General features: G+C 67.4%; 30 protein-coding genes. 15 read left to right on the top strand and 15 right to left on the bottom strand.

The annotated features are described in order from the left end of the window. Positions 1 to 70: 70 nt before the first annotated feature. Positions 71 to 445 carry a hypothetical protein gene (locus ACIA12_RS16345; RefSeq protein WP_396367788.1) on the bottom strand — a complete coding sequence of 125 codons (375 nt, stop codon included), beginning with the start codon at positions 443 to 445 and terminating at the stop codon, positions 71 to 73. A 180-nt stretch (positions 446 to 625) separates the two neighbouring features. Here ACIA12_RS16345 and murI point away from each other — a divergent pair, with 180 nt between their 5' ends. The 3 genes from murI (at position 626) to ACIA12_RS16330 (ending at position 3084) form a co-directional block, all read left to right on the top strand. Continuing rightward, the gene (gene murI / locus ACIA12_RS16340) at positions 626 to 1429 is read left to right on the top strand and encodes a glutamate racemase (protein ID WP_396367787.1); all 804 of its coding nucleotides are present in this window, start codon (positions 626 to 628) and stop codon (positions 1427 to 1429) included. An 81-nt stretch (positions 1430 to 1510) separates the two neighbouring features. After that, the gene (locus tag ACIA12_RS16335) at positions 1511 to 2257 is read left to right on the top strand and encodes an MBL fold metallo-hydrolase (RefSeq protein ID WP_396367786.1); all 747 of its coding nucleotides are present in this window, start codon (positions 1511 to 1513) and stop codon (positions 2255 to 2257) included. 2 nt (positions 2258 to 2259) lie between these two features. After that, entirely contained in the window at positions 2260 to 3084 is an 825-nt protein-coding gene (locus ACIA12_RS16330; protein WP_396367785.1) for an alpha/beta fold hydrolase, read from the top strand. On the opposite strand, the gene ACIA12_RS16325 is transcribed toward ACIA12_RS16330, so the two are convergent. Beyond that, entirely contained in the window at positions 3081 to 4259 is a 1179-nt protein-coding gene (locus ACIA12_RS16325) for a Gfo/Idh/MocA family protein (protein ID WP_396367784.1), read from the bottom strand. The two genes, ACIA12_RS16330 and ACIA12_RS16325, sit on opposite strands and share 4 nt — an antisense overlap. 145 nt (positions 4260 to 4404) lie before the next feature. Here ACIA12_RS16325 and ACIA12_RS16320 point away from each other — a divergent pair, with 145 nt between their 5' ends. The 5 genes from ACIA12_RS16320 (at position 4405) to ACIA12_RS16300 (ending at position 7756) form a co-directional block, all read left to right on the top strand. Further along, entirely contained in the window at positions 4405 to 5247 is an 843-nt protein-coding gene (locus ACIA12_RS16320) for an SGNH/GDSL hydrolase family protein (RefSeq protein ID WP_396367783.1), read from the top strand. Further along, complete coding sequence (rph, locus tag ACIA12_RS16315; RefSeq protein WP_396367782.1) at positions 5219 to 5974, top strand: ribonuclease PH; 756 nt, start codon at positions 5219 to 5221, stop codon at positions 5972 to 5974. The genes ACIA12_RS16320 and rph overlap by 29 nt, the downstream gene beginning before the upstream one ends. Next, positions 5971 to 6576 carry an RdgB/HAM1 family non-canonical purine NTP pyrophosphatase gene (rdgB, locus tag ACIA12_RS16310; protein ID WP_396367781.1) on the top strand — a complete coding sequence of 202 codons (606 nt, stop codon included), beginning with the start codon at positions 5971 to 5973 and terminating at the stop codon, positions 6574 to 6576. The genes rph and rdgB overlap by 4 nt, the downstream gene beginning before the upstream one ends. 1 nt (position 6577) lies before the next feature. Next, positions 6578 to 7162, top strand: a complete 585-nt coding sequence (locus tag ACIA12_RS16305) for a hypothetical protein (RefSeq protein ID WP_396367780.1) — start codon at positions 6578 to 6580, stop codon at positions 7160 to 7162. Between the two features lie 72 nt (positions 7163 to 7234). Then, a complete protein-coding gene (locus ACIA12_RS16300; RefSeq protein WP_396367779.1) occupies positions 7235 to 7756 on the top strand; it encodes a DUF2231 domain-containing protein in 522 nt (173 codons plus the stop codon). 60 nt (positions 7757 to 7816) lie between these two features. Here the strand turns inward: ACIA12_RS16300 and ACIA12_RS16295 are convergent, their stop codons facing one another. Together ACIA12_RS16295 and ACIA12_RS16290 are read right to left on the bottom strand one after the other, a co-directional pair. Further along, the gene (locus tag ACIA12_RS16295; protein WP_396367778.1) at positions 7817 to 8632 is read right to left on the bottom strand and encodes a helix-turn-helix domain-containing protein; all 816 of its coding nucleotides are present in this window, start codon (positions 8630 to 8632) and stop codon (positions 7817 to 7819) included. A 70-nt stretch (positions 8633 to 8702) separates the two neighbouring features. Continuing rightward, positions 8703 to 9593, bottom strand: a complete 891-nt coding sequence (locus tag ACIA12_RS16290) for an AraC family transcriptional regulator N-terminal domain-containing protein (RefSeq protein WP_396367777.1) — start codon at positions 9591 to 9593, stop codon at positions 8703 to 8705. A 319-nt stretch (positions 9594 to 9912) separates the two neighbouring features. Here ACIA12_RS16290 and ACIA12_RS16285 point away from each other — a divergent pair, with 319 nt between their 5' ends. Further along, complete coding sequence (locus ACIA12_RS16285; RefSeq protein ID WP_396367776.1) at positions 9913 to 11592, top strand: CocE/NonD family hydrolase; 1680 nt, start codon at positions 9913 to 9915, stop codon at positions 11590 to 11592. On the opposite strand, the gene ACIA12_RS16280 is transcribed toward ACIA12_RS16285, so the two are convergent. After that, positions 11572 to 12150 (bottom strand): TetR/AcrR family transcriptional regulator, encoded by a 579-nt coding sequence (locus tag ACIA12_RS16280; RefSeq protein WP_396367775.1) that lies wholly within the window; start codon positions 12148 to 12150, stop codon positions 11572 to 11574. The two genes, ACIA12_RS16285 and ACIA12_RS16280, sit on opposite strands and share 21 nt — an antisense overlap. Positions 12151 to 12185: 35 nt before the next feature. Continuing rightward, on the bottom strand, positions 12186 to 12890 hold the full coding sequence (locus tag ACIA12_RS16275) for an SDR family oxidoreductase (RefSeq protein ID WP_396367774.1): 705 nt from the start codon (positions 12888 to 12890) through the stop codon (positions 12186 to 12188). Positions 12891 to 12987: 97 nt separating this feature from the next. Here ACIA12_RS16275 and ACIA12_RS16270 point away from each other — a divergent pair, with 97 nt between their 5' ends. Next, a complete protein-coding gene (locus ACIA12_RS16270) occupies positions 12988 to 13581 on the top strand; it encodes a CGNR zinc finger domain-containing protein (protein WP_396367773.1) in 594 nt (197 codons plus the stop codon). A gap of 20 nt (positions 13582 to 13601) precedes the next feature. Here the strand turns inward: ACIA12_RS16270 and ACIA12_RS16265 are convergent, their stop codons facing one another. The 4 genes from ACIA12_RS16265 to ACIA12_RS16250 all read right to left on the bottom strand — a co-directional run bounded on the left by ACIA12_RS16265 (position 13602) and on the right by ACIA12_RS16250 (position 17246). Continuing rightward, positions 13602 to 14519 (bottom strand): alpha/beta hydrolase, encoded by a 918-nt coding sequence (locus tag ACIA12_RS16265; protein ID WP_396367772.1) that lies wholly within the window; start codon positions 14517 to 14519, stop codon positions 13602 to 13604. A 5-nt stretch (positions 14520 to 14524) separates the two neighbouring features. Further along, positions 14525 to 15178, bottom strand: coding sequence for an alpha/beta hydrolase (locus ACIA12_RS16260; RefSeq protein ID WP_396367771.1), 654 nt, complete (start codon positions 15176 to 15178; stop codon positions 14525 to 14527). 98 nt (positions 15179 to 15276) lie between these two features. Beyond that, entirely contained in the window at positions 15277 to 16710 is a 1434-nt protein-coding gene (locus tag ACIA12_RS16255) for an amidase family protein (protein ID WP_396367770.1), read from the bottom strand. Next, positions 16707 to 17246 carry a DUF302 domain-containing protein gene (locus ACIA12_RS16250; RefSeq protein WP_396367769.1) on the bottom strand — a complete coding sequence of 180 codons (540 nt, stop codon included), beginning with the start codon at positions 17244 to 17246 and terminating at the stop codon, positions 16707 to 16709. Before ACIA12_RS16250 ends, ACIA12_RS16255 begins: the two co-directional genes overlap by 4 nt. Before the next feature lie 88 nt (positions 17247 to 17334). Between ACIA12_RS16250 and ACIA12_RS16245 the strand changes: the two genes are divergently transcribed. Further along, the gene (locus tag ACIA12_RS16245; protein WP_396367768.1) at positions 17335 to 17940 is read left to right on the top strand and encodes a TetR/AcrR family transcriptional regulator; all 606 of its coding nucleotides are present in this window, start codon (positions 17335 to 17337) and stop codon (positions 17938 to 17940) included. Positions 17941 to 17945: 5 nt separating this feature from the next. Here the strand turns inward: ACIA12_RS16245 and ACIA12_RS16240 are convergent, their stop codons facing one another. From ACIA12_RS16240 to ACIA12_RS16230, 3 genes are all read right to left on the bottom strand, one after another. Next, positions 17946 to 18455, bottom strand: a complete 510-nt coding sequence (locus ACIA12_RS16240) for a MarR family winged helix-turn-helix transcriptional regulator (protein WP_396367767.1) — start codon at positions 18453 to 18455, stop codon at positions 17946 to 17948. 62 nt (positions 18456 to 18517) lie between these two features. Beyond that, positions 18518 to 18949 (bottom strand): hypothetical protein, encoded by a 432-nt coding sequence (locus ACIA12_RS16235; protein ID WP_396367766.1) that lies wholly within the window; start codon positions 18947 to 18949, stop codon positions 18518 to 18520. Further along, positions 18946 to 20022 carry an MBL fold metallo-hydrolase gene (locus ACIA12_RS16230; protein WP_396367765.1) on the bottom strand — a complete coding sequence of 359 codons (1077 nt, stop codon included), beginning with the start codon at positions 20020 to 20022 and terminating at the stop codon, positions 18946 to 18948. The genes ACIA12_RS16235 and ACIA12_RS16230 overlap by 4 nt, the downstream gene beginning before the upstream one ends. An 85-nt stretch (positions 20023 to 20107) precedes the next feature. On the opposite strand from ACIA12_RS16230, the gene ACIA12_RS16225 reads away from it, so the two are divergent. Together ACIA12_RS16225 and ACIA12_RS16220 are read left to right on the top strand one after the other, a co-directional pair. After that, positions 20108 to 20905, top strand: coding sequence for an alpha/beta hydrolase (locus ACIA12_RS16225; RefSeq protein WP_396367764.1), 798 nt, complete (start codon positions 20108 to 20110; stop codon positions 20903 to 20905). Between the two features lie 64 nt (positions 20906 to 20969). After that, positions 20970 to 21806, top strand: a complete 837-nt coding sequence (locus tag ACIA12_RS16220; protein ID WP_396367763.1) for an alpha/beta fold hydrolase — start codon at positions 20970 to 20972, stop codon at positions 21804 to 21806. A gap of 84 nt (positions 21807 to 21890) precedes the next feature. On the opposite strand, the gene ACIA12_RS16215 is transcribed toward ACIA12_RS16220, so the two are convergent. Beyond that, positions 21891 to 22937 (bottom strand): MBL fold metallo-hydrolase, encoded by a 1047-nt coding sequence (locus ACIA12_RS16215; protein ID WP_396367762.1) that lies wholly within the window; start codon positions 22935 to 22937, stop codon positions 21891 to 21893. Between the two features lie 111 nt (positions 22938 to 23048). Next, positions 23049 to 23441: a cupin domain-containing protein gene (locus tag ACIA12_RS16210; RefSeq protein ID WP_396367761.1), complete on the bottom strand. Its 393-nt coding sequence runs from the start codon at positions 23439 to 23441 to the stop codon at positions 23049 to 23051. 210 nt (positions 23442 to 23651) lie between these two features. Between ACIA12_RS16210 and ACIA12_RS16205 the strand changes: the two genes are divergently transcribed. Then, positions 23652 to 24260: a sulfite oxidase-like oxidoreductase gene (locus ACIA12_RS16205; RefSeq protein WP_396367760.1), complete on the top strand. Its 609-nt coding sequence runs from the start codon at positions 23652 to 23654 to the stop codon at positions 24258 to 24260. Then, positions 24230 to 24979: a ferredoxin reductase gene (locus ACIA12_RS16200; RefSeq protein WP_396367759.1), complete on the top strand. Its 750-nt coding sequence runs from the start codon at positions 24230 to 24232 to the stop codon at positions 24977 to 24979. The genes ACIA12_RS16205 and ACIA12_RS16200 overlap by 31 nt, the downstream gene beginning before the upstream one ends.

Raw genomic sequence — 24979 nt, 5'->3', positions numbered from 1 at the left:
GTCCCGCGGGCGGGCGGGCGGTCGGCGACGGCTGGTGCCGGAACTACGGCTGGCTCTTGAAGAGCCGGTACTACGTCTGGGTCTTGAAGAGGACTTTGCGGCCTAGTCGGGGGTGGACGCCCCGGCCCTTGCAGCTGTTGCAGGGGCGTTGGGCGTAGCTGAACAAGTAGCCCTTGTGCCGGCCGGCGCCCTTGCAGCGGTTGCATTTCGCGTTCGGGTGCAGGGACAGCGAGACGACGTACAGGGCGAAGGCGGCGAGCGCGATCAGCAGCAGGAAGCCCGTCGGGCCGATCGCCGACGCCACATCGGCGCCCGCGCTGGTGCTGGACGTGCTCGTCTCCACGGCCGGACCGGCGGCAGAGCCTGCCACCGCGGCGTTGCTGGGGTGCGGATTCGGTGCACCGGTGGTGGTGTAAGCCACCGCGATCTGGACCACCAGGTTCATGGCATCGCTGGGGGCGGTTGGAAACACATCCGCTAAGAGTGGCCTGGGTCACGTCACTTTGCAATTCCTGAGAGTAAAGATGTGGATAACTCCGGCGTGTCGTTGAACGAAGCCAGGTAAGGCTTACTTCAGCTCTGCCCGGTAACGGCATTCCGGCCTGCGAGAGTTAGGCTTCGAAACGTGGCAGACGCACCGATCGGCATCTTCGACTCAGGCTTCGGCGGGCTCACGGTGACCAGGTCGGTGCTCGATCAGTTGCCGCACGAACCGATCCTGTACCTGGGTGACACCGCGCGCCAGCCGTACGGCCCGAAGCCGATCGCCGAGGTCCGCGAGTACGCGCTGGAATGCCTGGACCACCTGGTCGAGGCCGGCGTGAAGATGCTCGTGATCGCCTGCAACTCGGCCAGCGCCGCGATGCTCAGGGACGCCCGTGAGCGGTACGACGTACCGGTCGTCGAGGTGATCCTGCCCGCGGCCCGCCGGGCCGTGGCGGCGACCAGAAGCCAGCGCGTCGGCGTGATCTGCACGCAGGCAACGGCAACCTCACTGGCGTACGAGGATGCCTTCGCGGCCGCCCCGCAGGTGCAACTGATGACGCAGGCCTGCCCGAGCTTCGTGGAGTTCGTCGAGGCCGGGATCACGTCCGGGCCGGAGCTGCTCGCGGCAGCGCATGAATACCTCGACCCGCTGGTCGACGCAGGCGTCGACACGCTGATCCTCGGCTGCACCCACTATCCCTTGCTCACCGGCGTCATCTCGTACGTGATGGGTGACAACGTGTCCCTCGTCAGCAGTGCGGAGGAGTGCGCCAAGGACGTCTACGGCGTACTGACCAAGCAGGGTCTGCTGCGGGCCGACGACCTGCCCGCGCCCAGGCACCGCTTCGTGACCACGGGCAGCCCGGACGAGTTCGCCGCGATCGGCTCCCGCTTCCTCGGCCCGGTGATCTCCGGCGTGGACCAGTTCGCCTGGGTCCGCTGACGATGCCGGCCGCATTTGGTTGCCCTCGGCGACGCTCTGGTCGCTCTGCGAAGTCGGCAACCCGCCGGTAATGTTCAAGATATGAAGCTCACTGTGCTCGGCTGCTCCGGGTCCGTCCCCGGGCCGGACTCGCCTGCTTCGAGCTATCTGGTCACCGCCGACGGGTTCAACCTCATTCTCGATCTCGGCAGCGGCGCGCTCGGCGCGCTGCAACGCCATCTGTCCGTGCCGCGGATCGGCGCGATCGCCTTGTCCCACCTGCATCCCGACCACTGCATGGATCTGTGCGGCCTGTACGTCGCGGCGAAGTACTCGCCGTCGTCGCCGCTGCCCAGGATCCCCGTCTACGGCCCGCCCGGCACGTCCGCCCGGATGGCGCTTGCCTACGACCTGCCGCTCGATCCGGGGATGGAGGAGGAGCTGGAGTTCCACACCTGGCAGGAGATCCAGCAGATCGGGCCGTTCACCGTCTCCACCGTGGCGATGGTGCACCCGGTACCGGCGTACGCGATCCGCGTTGAGCACGGCAACAAGTCCCTGGTCTACACCGGCGACACCGGCCCGAACGAGGCGCTGATCGAGCTGGCCCGTGGCGCCGACCTCTTGCTGGCCGAGGCCGCGCTGCGCGACGACGACCCGAACAACCCGCCCGATCTCCACCTGACGCCCGCCGACGCGGGTGAACACGCCAAGAAAGCCGGGGTCAAACGCCTCGTCATCACCCACGTCCCGCCCTGGTTCGACCGGGAAACCCAGGGGATAGGGGCCCGCCGCACCTACCCGGGAGAGGTCCTGGTCGCCACCCCGAACGCCGTCTTCGACATCTGACGATGGAGTTCGTCACGCTGTCCGACGGCACCCGTCTGCGCACCTGGACCACCGGCACGACGACCGCCTCACCGCCCGTCGTGCTGCTGCATGGCGGCCCCGGCCTGTGGGACTACCTCGAGCCGGTGGCTGCGATGCTTGACGACCTGACCGTCGTGCACCGCTTCGACCAACGTGGGTGCGGCGGCTCCGGCCCGTCCGAAAACCAAACCATGCAACGGCTTCAGGAAGACGTCGACGAGCTCCGGCGGTACTGGGGACACGAGCAGATCGTTGTGCTCGGCCACTCGTTCGGCGCGAAGCTGGCCTTGACCTATGCGGCGGCCTACCCGGCGTACGTGGCCAAGGTCGGCCATTTCAGCGGGGTCGGCATCGGCGACTGGCACACCCCGTACTACGAGGAGCGCGACCGCCGCATGACGCCGGAGCAGGTGAAGCGGCTGACCGCCTTGCAGACAAGCCGATCGCCCGAGGAAGAGACCGAGTTCCGGGCGCTGTCCTGGTTCACCGACAACGTCGATCGCGAGCATGCCTGGCAATGGGCGCTGGAGGACGCGGCCGCGCCGTACCCGATCAACTTCGCCGCCAACCGGGCGCTGGCCAACGCGGTACCCGACGATGAGCTGGCTGCTCAGGTCGGAGAGCTGCCCATGCCGGTGTGGTTCATCCATGGCGATGGCGACCCGCGTCCGGTCGGCGCAGTACGGGAGCTTGCGAAGTACTCGCCGGGGCACGAGTTCCGGGTGATCGAAGGAGCCGGCCACTCGCCGTGGCGCGAGCGGCCGGATGCCCTTCGTCAGGTACTGCGGGAGTTCCTGGAAAGCTAGCGGGTCTGGCCGCGGTCGAAGTACTCGATCAAGGTCTGGTCCAGCGGCGGGACGTCGATCGGCGTGCCGTTGTCGCGCAGAGAAGTGGTCGCCGCGTAGCCGGCCGCGACGGCCGCGCGGGCCGCGACGGGGGAGGTCAGCGTCGCGCCGCCCTCGCGGACGAAGCGGACGAACTCCGCCACCAGGCGCGGATCGGCGCCCGCGTGACCGCCGTCCGCGTCGGGGATCTCGACCACGATGTCGGCGTCCGCGCGATAGCCGGAACGCCTGCTGTTCCACACCTTGACGAGATCGCCGGGTCCGTCGCCGAAGTTCTCCAGCCGGCCCGCCGTGCCGATCACGGTGTAGTTGCGCCAGTAGTCCGGGGTGTAGTGGCACTGCTCATAGGACATCAGAACGCCGTTGTCCAGTTGGAGATTCGCCATCGAGAGGTCCTCGACGTCCATCACCGGCGCCATCCCCTTTTGGCTCAGCGGCGGCCAGTTGTCCTCGGACACGAACTCCGAGAACCGTTGGCCGGAACGGTCCTGGCGATCCGTGATCCCGCCGTACAGGGTGAGGCCGCCGAGCGCGTTCGCCCGGACGGTGTAGCCACCGGCCAGCCAGTGCATCACGTCGATGTCGTGGGCACCCTTCTGCAGCAGCAGGCTGGTACTGCGCCGGCGGTCGGCGTGCCAGTCCTTGAAGTAGAAGTCGCCGCCGTGGCCGACGAAGTGCCGGCACCAGATCGCCTTCACCTCACCGATCGCGCCCTGCTGGATCAGCTCGCGCATGGTCAGGACGACGGGCATGTGGCGCATGTTGTGCCCGACGTACAGGCGGGTGCCGGTCTCGTACGCCGCCTGCAGCACCCGGTCGCAGCCGGAGGTGGTGATGGCCAGCGGCTTCTCGACGAAGACGGCGACGCCGGCCCGGAGGAAGTCGATCGCCGGATCCTCGTGCAGGTCGTCGGGCGTGGTCAGGAACACCCCGTCCAGCTTCAGGTCGAGCAGGTCGGTGTGGTCGGCGTAGGCCTGGGCGTCCGGGTACTCCGCGAGCGCGGCCTGCTGCTGCGCCTCGACGGGGTCGCAGACGGCGACGATCCGGGATCCCTCGCCGGGCGAATGGGCATGCTTGGCCAGGCGGCTCCGGGCGCCGAGCCCCACCACGCCGAACCGGAGGTCTTCTGTAGTCATACGAGCGACTCCTGCACATAGATGATTGTTAAACCCTATGTCCGAACAGTTCCGATCTTCAACACCCTTGAGATTCCGAGGTGTCAACCGAGCGGTCATCTCAGGTCCGCCCAGGCATCGGACAGCCCCGTCACCATGACGGAATGTGACCCTCCACTATGTGGCACTCGGCGACTCGACCACCGTTGGTGTCGGGGACCCGATGAACGGCAGTACGACCGACCTGGCCGGTGCCGGTTCTCGTCCTGGGGAGGGGTGGCGGGGCTGGGCCTCGCTGCTCGCCGACTCCCTGGGCAGCTCCCACCGTGTGACGTTCTCCAACTTCGCGACCAGCGGCGCCACCGCGCCGATGGTGGCGACCGACCAGCTTCCGTCGACCGGCTCGGGCCCGATCGACCTCGCCTCCCTGATCGTCGGCGTGAACGACACGCTGCGGTCGACCTTCGACGCCGGCCAGATCCGCGACTGCCTGCAGCACTGCGCGGAGCAGCTGACCGGGCGCGGCGCGACGCTGCTGACCGTGCGTTTCCACGACCACGGCCAGGTTTTCGGCCTGCCGGCCTGGTTGCGCCGGCCACTGTGGCACCGGATCGAGCAGGTCAACTCCGTGTACGACGAGCTGTACCTGCGTTTCGGTGGGATCCGGATCGACATGGCCGACTACCCCGAGGTCTACCAGCGCGACTTCTGGAGCGTCGACCGTCTCCACCCCGGCGAACGCGGCCACCGCCGCCTGGCCCGGGCCTTCGCCGACGAACTCCACCGCCAAGGCCTGCCGATCGCCGAACCCCCATCCCTGGACTGCGCCGGCGCCACCCCTTCCAAATGGGCAGACGCCCTCTGGCTACTCCGAGAAGGCACCCCCTGGCTAGCCCGCCGTGCGGGAGACCTGACGCCTTGGGCCGCCCGCATGGCCCTCACCCAATTCCGCCCGTTGTCCACAGGCCACCCAACCGCCGATGCGGAGGTGGGGCGGGTTCAGGCATAGGGTTTCCGGCATGGCTCGTATCGATGGACGTACTCCTGATCAGCTCCGGCCGGTGACCCTGACGCGGAAGTGGCTCGACCATGCCGAGGGGTCGGTGCTGGTGGAGTTCGGCAGGACCCGGGTGCTCTGCGCGGCCAGCGTGACCGAGGGCGTGCCGCGCTGGCGCAAGGGGTCCGGCCTCGGCTGGGTGAGCGCGGAGTACGCGATGCTCCCGCGCTCGACGAACACGCGCTCCGACCGCGAGTCCGTGAAGGGCCGGATCGGCGGCCGTACGCACGAGATCTCCCGGCTGATCGGCCGCTCGCTGCGCGCCGTGATCGACTACAAGGCCCTCGGCGAGAACACCATCCTGCTCGACTGCGACGTCCTCCAGGCCGACGGCGGCACCCGTACCGCCGCGATCACCGGCGCGTACGTCGCCCTGGCCGACGCGGTCTCCTTCCTGCGCGACCGCAAGGCGCTCAAGGGCGAGCCGCTGACCGGCTCGGTCTCCGCGGTCTCGGTCGGCATCATCGACGGCGCCCCGATGCTCGACCTCTGCTACGAGGAGGACGTCCGGGCCGAGACCGACATGAACCTGGTGCTCACCGGCGACGGCAAGTTCATCGAAGTACAGGGCACCGCCGAGGGCGCCCCGTTCGACCGCGACGAGCTGAACAGCCTGCTCGACCTCGGTACGACGGGCTGCGCCGAGCTCACCAAGCTGCAGTTGGAGGCGCTCGCGTGACCAAGGTGCTGCTTGCCTCGAACAACAAGAAGAAGCTCGAGGAGCTCCGCCGCATCCTCGCGCCGATCGTGCCCGGCATCGAGGTGCTCGGGCTGGGCGACGTACCGGCGTACGAGGAGCCGGCCGAGACCGAGCCGACCTTCGAGGGCAACGCGTTGCTGAAGGCCCATGCCGCGCTGGCCGCGACCGGGTTGCCGTCGATCGCGGACGACAGCGGCATCTGCGTCGACGCGCTGAACGGCATGCCCGGCGTACTGTCCGCGCGCTGGTCCGGACCGGCCAAGGACAACCACGCCAACAACGTGCTGCTGCTCGGCCAGCTCGAGGACGTGCCGGACGAGCGCCGGGGAGCCTCCTTCGTCGCGGCCGTCGCGTTCGTGCGTGAGGGTGCCGAGGATGTGGTCGTCCGCGGCGAGATGCCCGGCTCGGTCATCCGCGAACTGCGTGGCACCGGCGGCTTCGGGTACGACGTGCTGTTCGCCGCCGAGGGGTACGACCGGACGACGGCCGAGCTGTCGATCGAGGAGAAGGACGCGATCAGCCATCGTGGCAAGGCGTTGCGCGAGCTCGCCCCGATCGTGGCGAAAGCACTGGAGGCCTGACATGTTGTTCGCTGGATCAGACCGTGACGGCGTCGAGGCCGGCAAGATCACCGCGGCGTACCGGCGCTGGGCCGAGCCGCGCGTGGTCGAGGGCCGGATCTACCGGACCAACGCCGGCCGGATCGAGATCGACAGCGTCCGCCAGGTCAACCCGGACCTGATCTCCGACTACGACGACGACATCTTCGCCGCCGACCGGCAGAACGCCCGAGACGTCCGCCGCCGCCTCCGCGGCAACGACGACTGGCCCACCTTCCTGATCAAGTTCCATCTGGTCGAGGGCCCGGATCCCCGCGAGGAACTGGCCGCCACCGCGGAGCTGACTCCCGAAGACCTGGAAGACCTCCGTACCCGGCTGGCCCAACTGGACTCCTTGAGCCGCCACGGCGCGTGGACCACGGCCACCCTGCGGAAGATCGAGGAAAAGCCGACTGTCCGCGCCGCCGACCTGGCCGCGGACCTCGGCCGCGACACCCCCACCTTCAAACTGGACGTCCGCAAACTGAAGAACCTGGGCCTCACCTACAGCCTCGAAACCGGCTACGAACTGTCTCCGCGCGGCGCGGCCTACCTCAAGTCACTCTGAGCCTTTTCGAATGCACAGAGTGAGGGTGGGTACCGGGCGGTAAAGCTCCCGCATCCACTCTCGGAGGTCACCATGACCGTCGACTCCAACGGCAAGCAGCCGAAGACGGCGCTGGCGGGCCCGTACGGGCATCCCTTCCATCCGGTGATGGTCACGGTGCCGATCGGAGCCTGGGTGGCCAGCCTGATCTTCGACATCGTGGCACTGACCGGTGACGACGACGCCACCTTCGCCAGAGGCGCGTACTGGCTGATCTGCATCGGCATCATCGGAGCCTTGGTGGCGGCGATCTTCGGCGTCTTGGACCTGCTGATCATTCCCCGCGGCACCCCGGCCTTCCGCACCGGCCTGACCCACATGGCCCTCAACCTGACCGTGGTCGTCCTCTTCGTCGTCAACCTGGGGATCCGTGCCTCCGGAGACATCGACGAGGCCAGCGCCGGCGCCTTCATCCTGAGCCTCGTCGCCCTGGCCCTGCTGAGCTTCTCAGGCTGGCTCGGCGGCAAACTCGCCTACCGCTACGGCGTCCGCGTCGCCTCCGAACAAACCCAGCAAGAAGGCTTCACCTCGAACCAAACCCACACAACGGGCTGACCCCCTACAACAACGTTCGCCACTTGGGCCAGTAGGAGCTCGGCTCCCAGCTCGGACTGGTCAGTCGGCGATGGACGCGAGCTGACGGAGTGCTTTCTCCGCGGCGCTTCGGGGCTCGGCCTGGTAGACGTTGAGCAACTGCCAGGGTGCTGCGTTCACCGTCAGCGTCTGGCAGGCCAGATCGAGCCGGCCGACGTCGGGGTGCCGAAGCCGTACCACGTCGTACTTCGGCAGGCGGACGTCGTGTTTGACCCAGATCCGTGCGAAGTCGGCGCTCTCCTCGCGGAGCCTGGCCACGAGCGCTTGCCGTCGCGCCGACGCTTCGCACGGAGTGGAGGAGATCGCGTGCAGGCCGGCGACGGCGCTGGTGGCGACGATTTCCCAGTCGACGAAGAACTCCCGGGCCAGGGGGTTCAGAAAGATGAACAGCAGCAGGTTCGGTCGTGGCCCGGCCGGTGAGTAGAGGGCGGCCGCGAGCGGGCTGGCGGTCAGAACATCCAGCCCGGAGCCGACGACCATGGCCGGGGTGTCCGGCCAGGCTGCCAGCATCCGGCTGAGGTCCGGATTGACTTCCTCGGACACGGATCGGTCGATGGCCGGCTGCGGGTGGGCCAGGCGGTGCAGGTGCCCGGTCGCCTCCGCGTCCAGGTGCAGGACTTCGGCCAGGGCATGGATGACTCGGTGCGAGGGGTTGCGCTCCCGGCCCTGTTCGAGTCGTGAAAGGTAGTCGGCGCTGATACCGGTGAGCGTCGCCAGGTCCTCGCGGCGGAGCCCGGTGGTGCGCAGACTCGGCGGTCCCGCGAGTCCGACATCGGCCGGCCGCAGCAGAGCGCGCCGGGCCTTGATGAACTCCCCGAGGCGGTTGTGTGCGTTCATACCTGCTGAGACAGCACGCCATCGCGATCTGTGACGCCGCGAAGGCCCTTCAGCGCGGGAATGACCCGCGCTATTCGCGGACGATGACGGCTGACTGGAGGCGGATCGCGTCCTGGCCCGGTGCGGCGCCGAACATGCGCCGGTACTCGCGGCTGAACTGGGACGGGCTGTCGTAGCCGACCGAGTGGCCGATCGCCGCCACGTCGTGCGGTGCCGCGATGAGTTCCATCCTGGCCTTCTGCAGGCGGATCTGCTTCTGGTACTGCAGCGGGCTCATCGCGGTGACCGCGCGGAAGTGCCGGTTGAGGGAGGAGACACTGGTACCGATGTCCGAGGCGAGCTCGTCGATGCGGATCACGTGGTCGTAGCGCGCACGAACCCAATCGATGGCGCGGGCCACGAGCGCGAGACGGCTGTCGGCCATGCCTGCCTGTCTCATCAGGGCGGCGTGTGGTCCGTTCAGGAGCCGCCAGTGGATTTCGCGCCGTACTCCGGCGCCCAGCACCTTGAGATCGCGCGGGTCGTCGTACAGCCGTAGGAGGCGTACCAGAGCGTCGAGCAGGGCGCCGTCCGCGTCGCTGATCGCCATTCCCGAACCATCGTGCGATCCGGCTGGGGCGGGCCCTGCGTCGAGCAGCAGTTGCGCGATGGTCGCCGGCCGAAGGCGCAGGCCGAGGGTCAGGAACGGCTTGCGTGGACTTGCGTCGATGATCTGGGAGGTCAACGGCAGGTCGACGGTGAAGACCACAGCCTGACCGGAATGGTGCTCGAAAACGCGATCGCCGAGGGTGGACCGCTTCGCTCCCTGCACGACCAGCACGAGCATGGGCTCGGTTACCGCGCTCATCGGCTCCGTGACGTGTGCCGCGGTGAACACCAGAACGTCGCCCAACCAGGCTGGGCGCAAGTCGTCGCCGGCCAGCCGGATGATGCGGCGCCCGAGTTCCTCGAGATGGCTCACTGCCTGAGTGAAGCACAGCCCCGGCCTGACGGTCCATCGTCACTATCGGAGCGAAGTTGAGCGGATCGTGCAGCCGATCGCGTGCATTGATCTAGGTGATCAGGCCGGTCCGGTATTCACTGAACTGGTGCTGGCAGACGGCGGTAGGCCCAGTCGTAGGGCGATCGTGCAACTGCTCGAGGTCGCCGCTCTCGGCGTTCGGGTCAACGCGCTGTGTCCAGGGCTGGGTTCATCACCGGTGTCGCGCTGCCGATCGACGGCGGCTACACCGTTCCGTGAGCTGCGTCCGTACAAGCTCCGACCACGACCGAGGAGAACCATGCACAGCGGCACCCCGACGCCGGGCAGTCCGAAGCCACTCGGAACTGTCCAGCGCCTGATCGGCGCGGCTGCCGGACGGCAGTGGCAGCTGCCGGCGAGGCGCAACCGGGTGCGGGTCGAGCGGAAGATCGAGGTACGGATGCGAGACGGCGTGACCTTGCTCGCCGATCACTACATCCCGGTGACTGCTGACGCCGTACCCACCATCCTGGTCCGATGCCCGTACGGCCGCGGCTTCCCGTACGCGCTGCTGTCGGCCCAGCTCTACGCCGAACGCGGCTACCACGTCCTGCTGCAGAGCACTCGAGGAACGTACGGCTCCGAAGGCACCTTCATGCCAGGTGTCAGCGAGCCCGACGACGGTCAGGACACCGTTGCGTGGCTCCGTTCTCAGCACTGGTTCGACGGACGGCTTGCCACCGCCGGCGGTAGCTACCTCGGCTTCACGCAGTGGGCGTTGGCGATGGATCCGCCGCCGGAGCTGAAGGCGATGGTCGTCATGATCGGCGTGCACGATCTCGCTGACGCCGCCTATCAGCAGGGTCCGCTCGACCTGTTCAACATGCTCAGTTGGAGCGACCTTCTCTCGCACCAGGAAAGCGTCGGCTCGGTCGCCGGTCTGATCAGGATGATGCGGGCCGAGCGCAGGCTGCGCGGCGCGCTGGAACGGCTTCCACTGCGGGGCACGATGAACGAACTGGGCGGCAAGGGCGCCCCTTGGTACGACGAGTGGATCGACCACCCAGACGTCCACAATCCCTACTGGGACAGGTTCCGCGCGACCGAGGCGCTGTCTCGGTCCACGGTGCCCACCCTGCTGATCGGCGGCTGGCACGACTACTTCCTGAACCAGACGCTGGAGCAGTACCGGACCTTGCGATCGCGCGACGTCGAGGTCGCGATGACCATCGGCCCGTGGACGCACCTCACCGTCGACAACAAGATTTCGATGCCGCAGGCAATCTCTTGGCTCGACACCCACGTTGCGGGCCGTGCTCCGGCGACGCACGAGGCGCCGGTCCAGGTGTTTGTCGGTGGCGAATGGCAGAAACATCAGACCTGGCCGCCAGAAGACACGGCAACGACCACCTGGTACCTGCAGACGGCGCGGCAGCTGACGCTGGCTGACCCCGCCGACAAGGCCGGGACCACGCAGTTCCGCTACGACCCGGCAGCTCCGACGCCGTCGGTCGGCGGCCGGGTGATGGCCCTCAGCGGCGGAGCTCAGGACAACCGGAAGCTGGAAGCGCGTGCCGACGTACTGACCTTCACCACGGCGCCGCTCGCCGAATCGGTCGAGGTGCACGGCCGGCCGGTGGTGGAGTTGCACCTGGCCTCCGACAACGCCAACGCCGACCTTTTCGCCCGTATCTGCGATGTCGACCCCACTGGTCGCTCGATCAACGTCACCGACCGGATCATCCGATTCGCTGAGCCGGGCGCGACGCCTGGAGAAGTCCGCAGGGTGAGGATCACGCTCGACCCCACGGCACACCGGTTCGGTGTCGGGCACCGCATCCGGTTGCAGATCTCGGGCGGCGCGTTCCCGCGGTTCGCCCGCAACCCTGGTACCGGACAGGCTCCCGGAGCGGCAACCGTGCTCAAACCGGTGACGCACACCGTTCACCACAACGTGGGCCGACCGTCCAGCATCGCTCTACCTCTCGTGAAGCACTGACGCGCTGAGCACGGCCGACGCCATCGCGACGCCGGCACCCCCGAGCGGCTGCGCGCGGACGACAGCCATGGCACTCGCGCCATCGAAGACCATGGTCAGCTGGGTCGCGAGCACGGCCGGGTCGGCGATCCCCGCAGCGATCGCCTCCGTGCGGAAGAAGTCGGTCATCTGCTGTTTGAAGGCGCGGGCGACGACACTGCCTGGATGGTCAGCTTGCTTCAGTTCGGTCGCGGTGTTGACGAACGGGCAACCCCGGAAGGCCTTCAACTCCGACATCTGGTCCTGACGCTCGAACAGGTGCAGGATCCGCTCCCGGGGCGATCGCTCGTCCCTGCCACTCGGCACCAGCGCCGCCAGGAACTCCACACCTACGCGGGTCAGACTCTCCGCGATCAGCGCATCCTTGGATCGGAACACCTGGTACATCGACTTCTTCGACACCCCAGCCGCTTTGCACACCGCATCCACACCGACGTGCACGCCCTCGAGGTAGAAGAGTTCCCCAGCCGCATCGAGCAGCCGGTCGCGAGGTGTCGCAGAACTTGAGTCGGACGGCAAGGGAGGTCCTTCGCGATCGTGGTGTGGGCGGGCTGTCAGCGGGAAACGTCGAGTGCTTCGACCGGACCGGCAAGAGCGCCCTTGAAGTGCCGACTGTGGTCGTCCGCGAGGAGTTCGAGGTCTCCCTTCTCCAATGCCGCGACGATGTCCGCGGCCACGGTGGCTGGGTCGTTCTTCGGTCCGTCCAGCCCACTGACCAGGTCGGTGTCGGTCAGGCCCAGCTGGACGCCGAGCACGTGCGTGCCCTGCGCGGACAGCTCCGAGCGCAGAGTGTTGGTGAACGAGATCAGAGCCGCCTTCGCGGCGCCATAGGTTCCGGACCCGGGGAATCCGGCAATCCACGCGGTGAGTGAGTGGATGTTGATCAGCGCCCCTCCGCCGTTGGCTGCCAGTACGGGCGCGAAGGCCTTCGCGACGCGCAGCGGCCCGAAGGCGATGATCCCGAAGACGCGGTCGACCTCGGCCTGATCGTCGTCCAGCAGGGGACCGACCGTCATGATTCCGGCGTTGTTCACGACGATGTCGACGTCACCGGCGACGCGGGCAAGCTCGGCTGCGGCGTGCGGATCCGCCAACTCGAAGCTGACCGGGACGATCCTCGGGTCATTCTGGGCCACCGGGTTTCGCGAGGTGACGTAGACCTTCGCGGCTCCTGCCTGGAGCAGTTCGCGCACGATCTCCTTGCCGAGCCCTTGCTGCCCGCCGGTCACCAGAACGGTCGCGCCACTGACAGTGGTCATCACAGATCTCCTTGATTCTTGACATACTCTAAATGGCAATTGTCTCTGTCGTGGACACTAGTCGCCACCGTTGACCGAAGTCAAGTAGGCTTTACCTATGTCATGGGTAGCGACTGAGAGATTCGGAGCACGTACCGCACCGGCCGGTCTGGGCCTGGTGCAGGAACTCGTCAACACGCATGCGGTCGAACGCGACGGCGAGGAACTACTGCTCGACCACCCCTCAGCGCAGCGTTGGCTGCAGAACGCCGCCCGGCAATGGGCCGAGGTCCGCGGCCTCACCGCGCCCGACCTCGTCCTGGACGAAGCGGGCCTGCGGGAGCTGCTGGAACTGCGATCAACAGTGGCCGGTCTGCTCGCCGTACCGGCAGATCAGCGTCCTGAGGGTGTACCTGTGGACATCCAGGTACGTGCCCGGGCGACCCTCGTTGCGGACGCGGAAGGTCGAGTGGGTATCGAACCCGAGGGCACGGACAGCGGTTGGCTGACGTCAGCTGTCTGGTCGGAGATCCTGCTTGCACAGCTGACCGGTACCTGGGCCCGCCTCAAGCTGTGCCGCGAACCGGGCTGCCGATCGGCCTTCTACGACACCTCCCGAAACCACAGCGGCCTGTGGCACGACGTCCACAGCTGCGGAAACATCAACAACCTCCGCGCCTCCCGCAGCCGCAAGAAGAGCTCGGCACAGTAGGGCAGCAACCTTCCCGTCCGTCACGGCCGGCCGATTGAAAGATGCTCTGCGAACCAGTCGCGGGAGGTTTGGGAAGCGACCGTGAATCCGCCGCCGGAGTAGGCGTCGAAATGCCCGCCCGGCAGGAAGACGAGCTTCTTCGGCTCCGCGGCGCTCTGGAAGGCGGAGGCAGCCAAGTTGCCGCCGGTCAAGCCGTCTTCGCGGCCGACGATCATGAGCAGCGGCGTGGGGGTGATGTCCGGCAGATAACGCGCCGGTTCGTAGCCGTAGAAGTTGTCCAGGCTGCGCAAGGTGACTGTGTTCGGCCAGCTTGGATCGAGTTCGGCTCGCGCCGCGGTGAACCACTCGAAGGAGTCCGGGGTGGGTAACCCGACCAGTTCACCGGGATCGGTACCTATGACCGGCACGGTAGCGGCCGGTTCGCCTAATGCCCTGGCTCGCCGGTCCGCCGTGAACCGGTCCGGGCCGACCACGAGATTGCTCACCCTGGCAAGGTTCGCATAGGTCGCCCGGCCGCTGATGAAGGGTGCCTGTCCGCTCACCGCCTTGACCCGGCGGTCGATCGCGGCGACCACGAACGCGTGTGCCGCGGAGAAGCTCGTGCCCCACACGCCGATCCTGTCCGGGTCCACTTCCGCCCGGTTCTGCGCGTACGTGATCGCGTGCTGATAGTCCCGGATCTGTTCCCAGGGGTCGATCTCGTACCGCGGCTTGCCGATCGCCGTCCCGGAATCGCCCCAGCCACGGTTGTCGAAGACCAGTACCGCCAGACCGGCAGCCGCGAACACCTCGGCGAACCGGTCGAGATACATCCGCCGCGTGGAGGTCCAGCCATGAGCCATCACCACGCACGGCGCAGGAGCCGACGTGCCGTCGGCCTCGTAGAACCACCCGCGCAGTGCAGCGCCTTCCGCGTCGAACTCGATGTCGTGACGCATGAATCTCACCCTTGTCCGATCTGCTTGGTGACGAACTCGATCAGGTCGGCGATCTCCGGGCCGGCGACGTCGTGGCCCAGGCCGCGGTAGACACGGGTCTCAGCGGTGGCATGGGTTTTCAGCCAGTGCTCGGTGCGCTGGACGGCTGCGGTGGGAATGACCCAGTCGGTTTCGCCGCGGCCCCAGTAAACCGGCGGTCGGGACGCGGCCAGGGTGACGTCACCGGGTTGGTCGTCGCGTACGACGAAACCCGCGAGGCTCACGCCGTACGCGAACCGGTCCGGAGCGAGCCGCATCAGCTGGTGCACCATCGCGCCACCCTGGGAGAAGCCGAGCAGGCCGATCGACGGCGCTTCGATGCCGAGGGTCCACTGCAGCACATCCTCGGCTGCCGCGTTCGCGACTGCCGGCTGTGGATCGCCGATCGGATTGCCCCGGCTAGGAAACCAGGCGTACCCGCCCGCTTCCGGGATCCGCGCCCGGATCGACGCGACCACCAGCTCCGGCGGCAGCTCGGGGACAAGCAGCCGAAACAGGTGGGTCTCGTCGTAGCTCCAGCCGTGCAGCATCACCAGCACCGGCCGGTCGGCGCGGCTGTGATCGGATGCCGACCACAACACCGCGTCCCGATCCATTCCAGGCTTGACCGTTGCACTCATCTCGCTCCCTTCATTCGCTGACGACGATGCCGCAGCCGGGGAGACGACGTCCAAGACCTGTTCCGCGCTCTGTGATACCCAACGGGTACCAGGGCCTTTCATTCGGGAGCGGGCAGCTTGTCGAGTACACCTTCGACCTGGCGCGCCAGGTGCAGGAGGTTCCTGTCGTCGCCATGGGCGCTGTCGATCTCGAGTCCGATGGGAAGGCCGCGCGTCGTGATGCCCATCGGGACGCTGATGCTCGGCAGGCCGGCTCCGCTGGCGGGGACGGTGTTTTTGGCCAGCAGCAGGTGGCTGACCTCTTCGCCCTCGATGGTGAACGTCGCCTGCTGCTCGATCAGCGGCGCTGGGCTCGGCGTGGTCGGCGAGAGCAGTGCGTCGAAGCCGCCGCGAGTGAACACTTCGTCGAACCGGCGCTGAAGTTCAGGGCGGTCGACCGAGAGGGTCGCTTCGTAGGCTTGCTGGGAGATGAAGCCTGGTGCACCCGGAACGACGTATTCGTTCCACAGACCCTTGAGTTGCGGCTTCAGCGCGTCGTGGAGGCCGTGGAACGAGACCGGGACGTCGTGACGGTGCAGGTACTCGGTGACGGCTTGCATCGTCTCGCGGAAGAAGAGGTTCCAGGTCAATCGGTCGGCGAGTTCGGAGAAGTCCTCGCCGAGGTCGATCTCGACCACCTCGGCGCCGGCGTCGCGCAAACGCTGGAGGGTGTCGCGGAACTGTGCTTCGGTCTCGGACTCGATCGGCTCCAGGTACTGCTTGGGCGCGTAGGCGAATCTCGTCCCCTCCAGACTGGAACGGGCGGCCGCTTCGGCGGCGGTCTGCCTGGTCACGACGTGGTCGATCAGCGCGCAGTCTTCGACGGTGCGCGCGAAGATGCCTGGGGTGTCGAGCGTGTGGGAGATTGGCGCCACTCCGCCGGCCGGCCACCGACCGGTCGTCGGTTTGAAGCCCACGACACCGACCAGTGCTGCTGGTACCCGGATGGAACCCACCGTGTCCCCGCCGAAGGCCGCCGGCACGATCCGGGCTGCAACGGCGGCGCCGGAGCCACTCGAGGACCCGCCGGTCATGTGCCTGGTGCCGTAGGGGTTCTTCGCCTGACCGTAGCGGCTGTTGTCCCCGGTCAGCCCGTACGACATCTCGACCAGGTTGTTCTTGCCGAACACGATGGCACCGGCGTCCTTGACCGCCTCGACCACGTCGGCGTCCTCGGTCGGTGTGAAGCCTTCGAGGATCTCCACCCCGAGCGTGGTGCGCAGGCCGCGCGTGAGGTAGCTGTCCTTCACGCCCAGCGGGACGCCGAGCAGGGGAGCGGTCGAGCCCGCGGCGCGCGCCCGGTCGGCGGCCTCGGCCGCGGCCAGTACGGCGGGCTCGTCGATGGTGATGAAGGAGTTCAGATCCGCGTGCTTGCGGGCTTGCTGCAAAAGGGCGTCGGCGTACGACGTGGCCGTGATGTCACCGTCGCGGATCGCGGCGGCCGCCGCCGCGACGCTCAGCGAGGCGAAGCGGCCGGAGTCCGGGCCGTTCACTGGTCGCTCGCCGCGGTGAAGGCCGAGGGCACGGAGACGTCCAGGACGCGCAGCAGGTTGGCGACCTTGCGGTCCAGTTCCAGTCCGACGGTCGCGATGTCCGGGCTCCCGAAGCTGCCGAACCGGCTGCTGGGCTGGTCGATGGAGAATCGCGTCACGCCGTCCTGGTCCTGGTGGATCGTCGTCCGCAGCGGTGCGTAAAGCATCACCGCCGGGTCGTGCCGGTACATCCGCTCGGCGATCGTGTGGTTCCCCATCAGGTAGCTGCTGCAGGAGCCTTGATCGCCGGCGAGCTGCATGAGCTCGCCGACATCGGTGCTCCAGAACCGCAGGAACCCGTGTGGTGCGTTCTGCGCGGCAGCGGCCAGCACGGTCTCCCAGCTCGCCCGCTCGGCGCGGAGCGCCGTCATCCGCTCGAGGTCCAGGACCGGTACGGCGGCTTCGTAGCGAGCACGGAAGTCCTCGAAGGACGTGCCGGTGTCGATCGACCACCGGACGGTCTGGTGGGGGACCGCGACGAAGTTCTGGGTGGGCATCAGTTGTTCCTCTCAAAGTAAAGTGATCGCTGTACTTGGAACCTAGCAGGCCTGATCACGGAAGTAAACCGATCGCTATACTTTGGGCATGGCAACGACTGAAGCGGCGGCCGGCGCGGCCAAGGGCGGACGCGGAGCGCGGGAGCGCATTCTCCGCGCCGCGGTGGAGCTGTTCGCACGCGACGGGATCCACCCCACCGGCATCGCGAAGCTGACCGACGCGGCGCACGTGTCGACGCGGACCTTCTACCAGCACTTCCCGAGCAAGGAGGCGCTGGTCACCGCGTACCTGGAACGCCTCGAGTCCGACGGCGCGCTACTGGCCGAAGCAGTCCTGGGACGCAGGGATCTCAGCGCGCGCGAGCGGATCCTGGAGCTGTTCGCCGAGCTCCCGGCCGGCTCGTCGCCGACGACCGTGCGAGGGTGCCCGTTGCACAACGTCGCCGTCGAAGCGGCCGGAACGATGCCTGAGGCAACAGCTCTGGTCCGGCGTCACAAGCGCGAGCTCGCCGAAAGCCTGATCGCCACCTCCGCCGAGGCCGGCGCACGCGAACCGGAGATCCTTGGGCGCCAACTCGCCGTCCTGTTCGAGGGCGCCCGCGCCCTGGCGACCTCGCTCAACGACACCCGGCCGCTGAGCGACGCCCAAGCCCTCGCCGAAACGCTACTCGACCGCGCGGCCCAACCAAGCTGACCGCCTCAGTCGGTCCTCGTGTCCAGCTTGGACAGGATCTGCGGCAGTGCGATCAGCTCGGTGGCGGTGAGCTTGTCGGTGAACAGCTGAGCGACGAGAGCAAGGTGTGAATCGGTGGCCTCCAGGAGGGTTGCGGCGCCTTTCTCGGTCAGGGCCACGGCCACTCCACGGCGATCGTCGTCAGCCGGGGTGCGTTCCAGCAAGCCGGCCTTCGCCATTCGCGCCAGCCGTCTGGATACACCGCTTTCGCTCAGCAGCAGGCGATCGCTGAGCTCTCGCTGACGCAGCTGGTGGCCTGGTACATCAGCGAGATTCATCAGTACGTCGTACCACTCCAGCGGCAACTGGTGGTCGTTCAGCATCTGCTCGGCCAGCCTGTCGACGATCTGCCGATGGACCGAGAGGTAGGTCTGCCACAAAGGAGTCTCCTGGTGGACGCGGGCGACCACGTCCTCGAGCTTCGTCTCAGGGCCACCCGCGCGCTCCCCGCCGGCCCGCCTCTGACTCTTCGACATCCACCGCTCCTCGATGCGAGGCTCTGCCTGCTTGCACGGCGAGCTCCTTGGCATAGGAGCTCTCACCTTAGATGAGCCTGGTCACCAACCTCAGTTCGCACGCCTTCGGCTGAACCGCGTCGCACCATGACGAGCGCCGCAGTCGAGAACATCCAGGCGACACCCCAAAGCACCGGCCCCTCCAGACCCGGCCACGGCTTCGCGTAGCCGGGGACCAGGACGAACGCGATGAAGCCGATGTCGCTGACGCCGGCCACACCGAGGTTGAGCCAGTAACCCAGCTCCGAGGTTCGCCTGAGCATGAGCAAGGAAACCACCCCGACGATGACGGCCGCGCACAGGAGCATCCAGCTGTCCTGGTTCAGCCTGCCCTGGATCATCGACGGCTGGACCGAGTCGGCCAGTTGCCTGACCTTGTAGGCGGCTTGGATGTGCAGGGCGGCCCACAGCAGATAGACGACGGAACCGATGATCGACAACCTTCTGGCCGTCATGACGGCCGCACACCGAACGGGCCCAGGATGCCACTGTCGATGCGCAACGACTGGAGCATCGTGAAGGCGCTGTCGGCGGTGAACACGTCAGCTGCCGCGAGTACACCGGTGTACTTGGCGATCACCGGTTCGGCGGTACGCCGGGTGGCTTCGTCGAGGTAGGCGTCGAAGATGGCCCACGCGTTCCCCGTCGATGAATACTTCTCGAAGTACGGAGTCGGATCCACGCCGGCGAGGGCTGCCTTGGCCGCGGTGGCCAGGTCGTCGACGTACTGCTTCTGCAGGTCGGCGTCGGCGCGGGTGCCGAGCCTGCCGAGGTGTCCGCCGACGAAGGTCTTCCATGGGTAGCGCATGATCTCTTGGTGCGCTTGGACCCAGCCGCCGATCGCGTGTGAGTCGCCCAGGCCTTTGAACGGCACCCAGCCAGGGAACAGCACGTCCACGACCATGAGCGTCTCGTGCTCGGGCGCGTAGACGAAGATGTTGTCCGATGTGTGGTTGGGGCCGTGGTAGGACAACTCCAGACGTTCACCGCCGACCCGCAGTGTGTAGTGATCGTCGAAGGTCTTCGTGGGCAGCGGTCGATTCGAATCGCGTGCGACCCGCAGGTTGCGCGCGGTTTCCTCGTGCGCGACGCGGACGACGTTGTGACCGAAGATTCCCGCCGCGCCGATGTGATCCGCGTGCGAGTGCGTGTACACGAGGTGGGTGACCTTGCTCGGGCGGCCGTTCGCACGGGTCACCTCGTCGATCGCGTGCAAGAGATTGTGCCCGATGGTCGGTGGTGCGTCGACGAGCACCACGCCGGTACGGGTGGTGAGGAACATCGACTGGTAGAAGGCGTCGGTGACCCAGTAGAGGTTGCCGTTGACGCGACCGACGTAGTAGCCGCGATCGTTCAGTTTTGGACCGAACGCCGATGGCGGGACAGGCGCGAAGTCGGGCAGTGCCGTCGCGGGTTGCACAGCACCCGACGCCGATTGCATCGCCCCGGCGCCGAGCAGGGCGGCCCCTGGAATCGTGATGGCGGCGGCAGCCAGGAAGCGCCGGCGGGAGGAGTTCTCAGCTCTCATGGGCTGAGAGTACATTGCTTGCGCTCGCAAGCAACTTGATGGACTATTAAAAATGATTTCACCCTGAGCGCGAAGGAAGCCAGACATGTCCAGTGCAACCCCGGTCGTCTTCATCCATGGGCTTTGGATCCATTCGGATGCGTGGCAGAACTGGTTTCCCGTCTTCGAGGGAGCCGGTTACCGGCCGTCGGCCCCTGGCTGGCCGGGTGATTCCGAGACGGTGGACGCAACGCGCAAGAACCCGCTTGCGCTGGCCGGCCAGGGCATCGACGACATCACCGCGAGCTACCAGCGCTTCATCAACGGCCTGGCCGCCAAGCCGATCGTCATCGGCCACTCCTTCGGCGGTCTGATCGCCCAGAAGTTGCTGGCGAACGGAGGCGCGGTGGCCGCTGTGGGGATCGACCCCGGCCAGATCAAGGGCGTCAAGCCGGTACCGCTCGCCCAGATTCGATCGGGCCTGCCCGTGCTTGCGAGGCCGGGCAACAAGAAGAAGGCGGTCTCGCTGACCAGCAAGCAGTTCCGCTACGGGTTCGGTAACGCGATCCCGGAGTCCGAGTCGAACGAACTGTTCGAGCGCTGGGCCATCCCTGGCCCCGGAAAGCCCCTGTTCGAGGCGAGCAGTGCCAACTTCAAGAAGAACTCGCCCGCCGCCGTGGACACCAGGAAGAGCAACCGTGGACCGCTGCTGATCATTGGCGGGGGCAAGGATCACACCGTGCCCGAGGTGGTCGCCAAGGCCGCGTACAAGCTCTATGCGGGCTCGGGCGCTGTCACCGACTACAAGTCGTTCCCCGACCGCGGCCACTCCCTCGTCATCGACCACGGCTGGCGCGAAGTCGCCGACTTCACGCTTGGCTGGCTCGAACGCCAGGGCCTCTGACCGTTCGATTTCGACACGCCGCTGCCGCGACGCGTTTCCCCTGCACGCCATGGAAGGAAAGACCATGCAGTTTTCATCGAGGTCCCGCAAGCGCGGCCTCCGAGCCGCCCTGCTGGGCGCCGCGTTGTTGCTTGCGGCCACCATCGTCCCGCCCGCGTCGGCATCCACGACGACGGATGGCAGCTACGGCCAGCCGGCGGCCAAGCCGACGGTTGTGCTGGTACACGGCGCCTGGGCGGACGGCTCGAGCTGGAGCGGCGTCGTCCGCGGCCTGCAGCGCGACGGGTACACCGTCGCCGTGCCGCCGAATCCGCTGCGCGGCGTCGTCGATGACACCGCCTCGCTGACCAGCTATCTCAAGACCGTCCAGGGCCCCATCATCCTGGTCGGACACTCGTACGGCGGGTTCGTCATCACCAACGCCGCCACCGGCAACACCAACGTCAAGGCGCTCGTGTACGTCGACGCCTACATCCCGGAAGAGGGGGAGACCCTGGGTGGGCTGACCGCCCAGTTCCCCGGCAGTCAGATCGGTCCGGACGCGCTGAACTTCGTCCCGGTGGCGGACGGTGTCGTCGACGCCTACATCAAGCCCGCGCTGTTCCGGTCCGTTCTGGCCAACGATCTTTCGGCCGGCAAGGCCGCTGAACTTGCCGCCATCCAGCGCCCGATCGCGGCCGCCACGCTCGGCGAGATGTCGGGGGCGCCGGCCTGGAAGAGCATCCCCAGCTGGGGTGTGGTCGGCACCGCGGACCACGCGTTGCCCGCCGCCGCGCAGATGTTCATGGCCAAGCGAGCCGGCACCGACGTGACGACGGTGAACGCCTCCCATCTGTCGCTGATCTCCCACCCGGGCCTGGTCCGCGACGTCATCGAGAACGCGGCGCGCCACACCTCCTGAACTGCCGACGGCCGCGCGGGGACGATCCCTCGCGCGGCCGTCACGCATGATGCCCATCGGCGCCGTGCTGATCCGATCCGCGTGTTATGAGTGGATCGGGCCGAGGATTCCGGTGTCGATGCGCAGCGACTCCAGCATCGCGAACGCGTTGTCGAAGGTGTAGACGTCCACCGCGGCAAGCGTGCCGGCGTACTTGGCGATCACCGGGTCCGCGACCTGGCGGGTGATTTCGTCCAGGTACTCCTTGAAGATCGCCCATGCGTTGCCCGTCGGGCCGTACTTGGCGTAGTAGGGGGTCGGGTCGAGGCTCGCCATCGTGGCCTCGGCGCCGGTCCGCAGATCGTTGACGTAGCTCTGTTGCAGGGCCACGTCGGCGCGCGTGCCCAGCCTGCCGAGGTGGCCGCCGACCAGGGTCTGCCACGGATAGCGCAGCGCCACGTCGTGCATCCGCACCCAGTTCGGGATCTCCTGGGACACGGCCAGGCCTTTGAACGGCACCCAGCCGGGGAACAGGACGTCCACCAGCATGAGGGTTTTCTGGTTGGGTGCGTAGATGAAGATGTTGTCCGGCGTGTGGTTCGGGCCGTGGTGGTCCAGTTGCAGCGTCTCGCCACCCACGCGCAGGGTGTAGTGGCTGTCGAAGGTGATCGTCGGCATCGGCCGGTTCGGGTCGCGAGTCTCACGCAGCAGGCGCGCGGTCTCCCGGTGCGCCACCCGGACGACGTCCTTGCCGAAGATCACCGAAGCGCCGATGTGGTCGGCGTGGAAGTGCGAGTAGACCAGGTGGGTGACCTTGTTCGGCCTGCCGTTGCGCTGCGTGACCTCGTCGATGGCGCGCTGCAGGTTGTGGCCGATCGTCGGCGGGGCATCGACCAGTACGACGCCGGTGCGGGTGGTCAGGAACATCGACTGGTAGAACGAATCGGTGACCCAGTAGAGGTTTCCTTCGATCCGCCCGACGTGATAGCCGTCGGGGTTGAGGGCAGGGCCCATCGAACTCGCCGGGATCTCCAGATAGTCAGGCAGCTCACCGGACGCGCCGGCAGCCCTCCGGGAGAGGGGAAACAGTCCTGTCGCGGCTGAGGCGGAGAGTGCGGCGAACGTGAGGACGTTGCGTCTGGACGGAGTCATCGTGGTGCCCTTCGTGAGTGGCAAGCAGCCGTGGGTGGTGGCGGCAGCGGGCGATGCAGCTGCGAGTATTGCTTGCGCACGCAAGTATGTCCAGAAGTCAACCACTTTGCCTCAGGCGTCGTACTCCGCGTCCGTGACGGGTTCGCCCGGGTGAAGGATGCCGCCATCGCGGTCGGCGCCCTGGATGGCGATCATCGTCATCGCCGAGTCCGCGGCCGCGCCGTGCCAGTGCCATTCACCGGGGGGCGTCGTCACGGTGTCGCCCGCTCGGATGGTGTGGACCGGGCCATTGCGTTCCTGGATCCGCCCGACGCCCGCGATCACGTTGATGACCTGCCCCTCAGGGTGTTCATGCCACGGTGTCCGGGCGCCTGGGGTGAAGTACACCTGCTGCACGCTCAGCGAGGTGTCCTCACCCGGGCGGGCCAGGTGGTCGATCCATACCTCACCAGTGAAGAGCGCGTCGCCCATCACGGTTCCGCGGTGACCCGGGTTGATTTTCATACTCTGTCCCTGGTCGCAGTCATGGTCTCTGTCGGTCGCAACCGGGACCCTGCCATCGGGTCGCCTGTCACCGCATCCGGCTCGTGCCCGGGAAGTGCCCGGTCCTTCGTCTGAGGCCGGCCACGCCGCTGCAGCCACTGGGCAGTTCCCGGGTGCGAGCGGTGCTGGTCGGTGAGACGGTGGACACCCGATAGGCAGACAGGAGCGCCGATGGTGATCTCGCGCGGCTTCCATGGGCGACGCGCCAAGGCCGATGACGTACTCACGGCACGGTTACCGCCCGGGCAGCACCCGACGGCCGATTTCCCGGTGTTGTCGGCCGGCGCGACGCCGCGGATGCCACTCGATCAGTGGACGTTCACGATCCGCGGTGCCGTCGACCGTCCCGTGACCTGGACCTGGGCCGAGCTGCGGGCACTCCCGCAGGAGACGGTGTCGGCCGACATCCACTGTGTGACCAAGTGGACCAAACTCGGCACCGTCTGGACCGGCGTCAGCCTCGACACCCTGCTGGCGGAAGTGGTGACGAGCGCCCGCTACGTGACGGCCTACTGCGACGGTGGCTACACGACCAACCTGCCCGTCGCCGACCTGCGTGGCGGCAAGGCCTGGATCGTCAACGGGTACGACGGTGCGCCGCTGGCACCTGAGCACGGCGGACCGGCCAGGTTGCTGGTACCGCATCTCTACTTCTGGAAGAGCGCCAAATGGATCCAGGGCCTCGAACTGCGAACGCGAGACGAGCCGGGCTTCTGGGAAATGTACGGCTACCACAACTACGGAGACCCGTGGAAAGAACAGCGGTACAGCGGCGACTGAGCTGGCAGCCGGGGACGGTCGTCGACGTCGTCGCGGAGACGGCGCAGACCACGACGATCACTGTCGAGGTGCCGGCCTGGCCCGGTCACCGGGCCGGTCAGCACATCGACGTACGGCTGACGGCGGACGACGGCTACCAGGCTCAACGCAGCTACTCGATCGCATCGGGTCCGGAGGACGAGCACCTGGCGCTGACTGTCGAACGTCTCCCTGACGGCGAAGTCTCGCCGTACCTGGCCGACGAACTCCGGGCTGGTGACGAGATCGAGCTCCGCGGCCCGATCGGCGGCTACTTCGTCTGGGACGACTCGATGGGAGGCCCACTGCTGCTGATCGCCGGCGGCTCGGGCCTGGTGCCCTTCCGGTCGATGCTTCACCACCATCGCGCGACCCACAGCACCGTGCCGGTCCGACTGCTGTGCTCGGCGCGGTCGCTCCCGTTGCTGATCTACCGCGACGAACTGCTCCAGTTCGCGGCCTACGACTTCGTCGACGTCTCGGTGACGCTGACCCGCGACCAACCGCCAGGCTGGCAGGGGTACCGGCGTCGCATCGACCAGGACCTGATCTCCGACGTCGCCTGGTCGCCGGCCGATCGGCCTCTGGTCTATGTCTGCGGACCGACCGACTTCGTCGAGACTGCCACCAGCGCGCTGGTCCTGCTGGGCCACGACAGCGCGAGTATCCGTGCCGAACGCTTCGGCGGAACAGGGAGGTGA

The sequence above is a fragment of the Kribbella sp. NPDC051620 genome, assembly GCF_044453825.1.
Lineage (GTDB): Bacteria > Actinomycetota > Actinomycetes > Propionibacteriales > Kribbellaceae > Kribbella.
This window is presented reverse-complemented; position numbering and strand designations above follow the sequence as displayed.

Coding starts and splice junctions, on each gene's coding strand:
- ACIA12_RS16250 (WP_396367769.1), bottom strand. CDS start 17,246: ATGCCCACCCAGAACTTCGTCGCGGTCCCCCACCAGACCGTCCGGTGG.
- ACIA12_RS16245 (WP_396367768.1), top strand. CDS start 17,335: ATGGCAACGACTGAAGCGGCGGCCGGCGCGGCCAAGGGCGGACGCGGA.
- ACIA12_RS16240 (WP_396367767.1), bottom strand. CDS start 18,455: ATGTCGAAGAGTCAGAGGCGGGCCGGCGGGGAGCGCGCGGGTGGCCCT.
- ACIA12_RS16260 (WP_396367771.1), bottom strand. CDS start 15,178: ATGAGTGCAACGGTCAAGCCTGGAATGGATCGGGACGCGGTGTTGTGG.
- ACIA12_RS16220 (WP_396367763.1), top strand. CDS start 20,970: ATGCAGTTTTCATCGAGGTCCCGCAAGCGCGGCCTCCGAGCCGCCCTG.
- ACIA12_RS16270 (WP_396367773.1), top strand. CDS start 12,988: ATGTCATGGGTAGCGACTGAGAGATTCGGAGCACGTACCGCACCGGCC.
- ACIA12_RS16330 (WP_396367785.1), top strand. CDS start 2,260: ATGGAGTTCGTCACGCTGTCCGACGGCACCCGTCTGCGCACCTGGACC.
- ACIA12_RS16225 (WP_396367764.1), top strand. CDS start 20,108: ATGTCCAGTGCAACCCCGGTCGTCTTCATCCATGGGCTTTGGATCCAT.
- ACIA12_RS16335 (WP_396367786.1), top strand. CDS start 1,511: ATGAAGCTCACTGTGCTCGGCTGCTCCGGGTCCGTCCCCGGGCCGGAC.
- ACIA12_RS16325 (WP_396367784.1), bottom strand. CDS start 4,259: ATGACTACAGAAGACCTCCGGTTCGGCGTGGTGGGGCTCGGCGCCCGG.
- ACIA12_RS16305 (WP_396367780.1), top strand. CDS start 6,578: ATGTTGTTCGCTGGATCAGACCGTGACGGCGTCGAGGCCGGCAAGATC.
- ACIA12_RS16275 (WP_396367774.1), bottom strand. CDS start 12,890: ATGACCACTGTCAGTGGCGCGACCGTTCTGGTGACCGGCGGGCAGCAA.
- rph (WP_396367782.1), top strand. CDS start 5,219: ATGCGGAGGTGGGGCGGGTTCAGGCATAGGGTTTCCGGCATGGCTCGT.
- ACIA12_RS16205 (WP_396367760.1), top strand. CDS start 23,652: ATGGTGATCTCGCGCGGCTTCCATGGGCGACGCGCCAAGGCCGATGAC.
- ACIA12_RS16265 (WP_396367772.1), bottom strand. CDS start 14,519: ATGCGTCACGACATCGAGTTCGACGCGGAAGGCGCTGCACTGCGCGGG.
- ACIA12_RS16285 (WP_396367776.1), top strand. CDS start 9,913: ATGCACAGCGGCACCCCGACGCCGGGCAGTCCGAAGCCACTCGGAACT.
- ACIA12_RS16210 (WP_396367761.1), bottom strand. CDS start 23,441: ATGAAAATCAACCCGGGTCACCGCGGAACCGTGATGGGCGACGCGCTC.
- ACIA12_RS16235 (WP_396367766.1), bottom strand. CDS start 18,949: ATGACGGCCAGAAGGTTGTCGATCATCGGTTCCGTCGTCTATCTGCTG.
- ACIA12_RS16215 (WP_396367762.1), bottom strand. CDS start 22,937: ATGACTCCGTCCAGACGCAACGTCCTCACGTTCGCCGCACTCTCCGCC.
- ACIA12_RS16295 (WP_396367778.1), bottom strand. CDS start 8,632: ATGAACGCACACAACCGCCTCGGGGAGTTCATCAAGGCCCGGCGCGCT.
- ACIA12_RS16230 (WP_396367765.1), bottom strand. CDS start 20,022: ATGAGAGCTGAGAACTCCTCCCGCCGGCGCTTCCTGGCTGCCGCCGCC.
- ACIA12_RS16345 (WP_396367788.1), bottom strand. CDS start 445: ATGAACCTGGTGGTCCAGATCGCGGTGGCTTACACCACCACCGGTGCA.
- ACIA12_RS16300 (WP_396367779.1), top strand. CDS start 7,235: ATGACCGTCGACTCCAACGGCAAGCAGCCGAAGACGGCGCTGGCGGGC.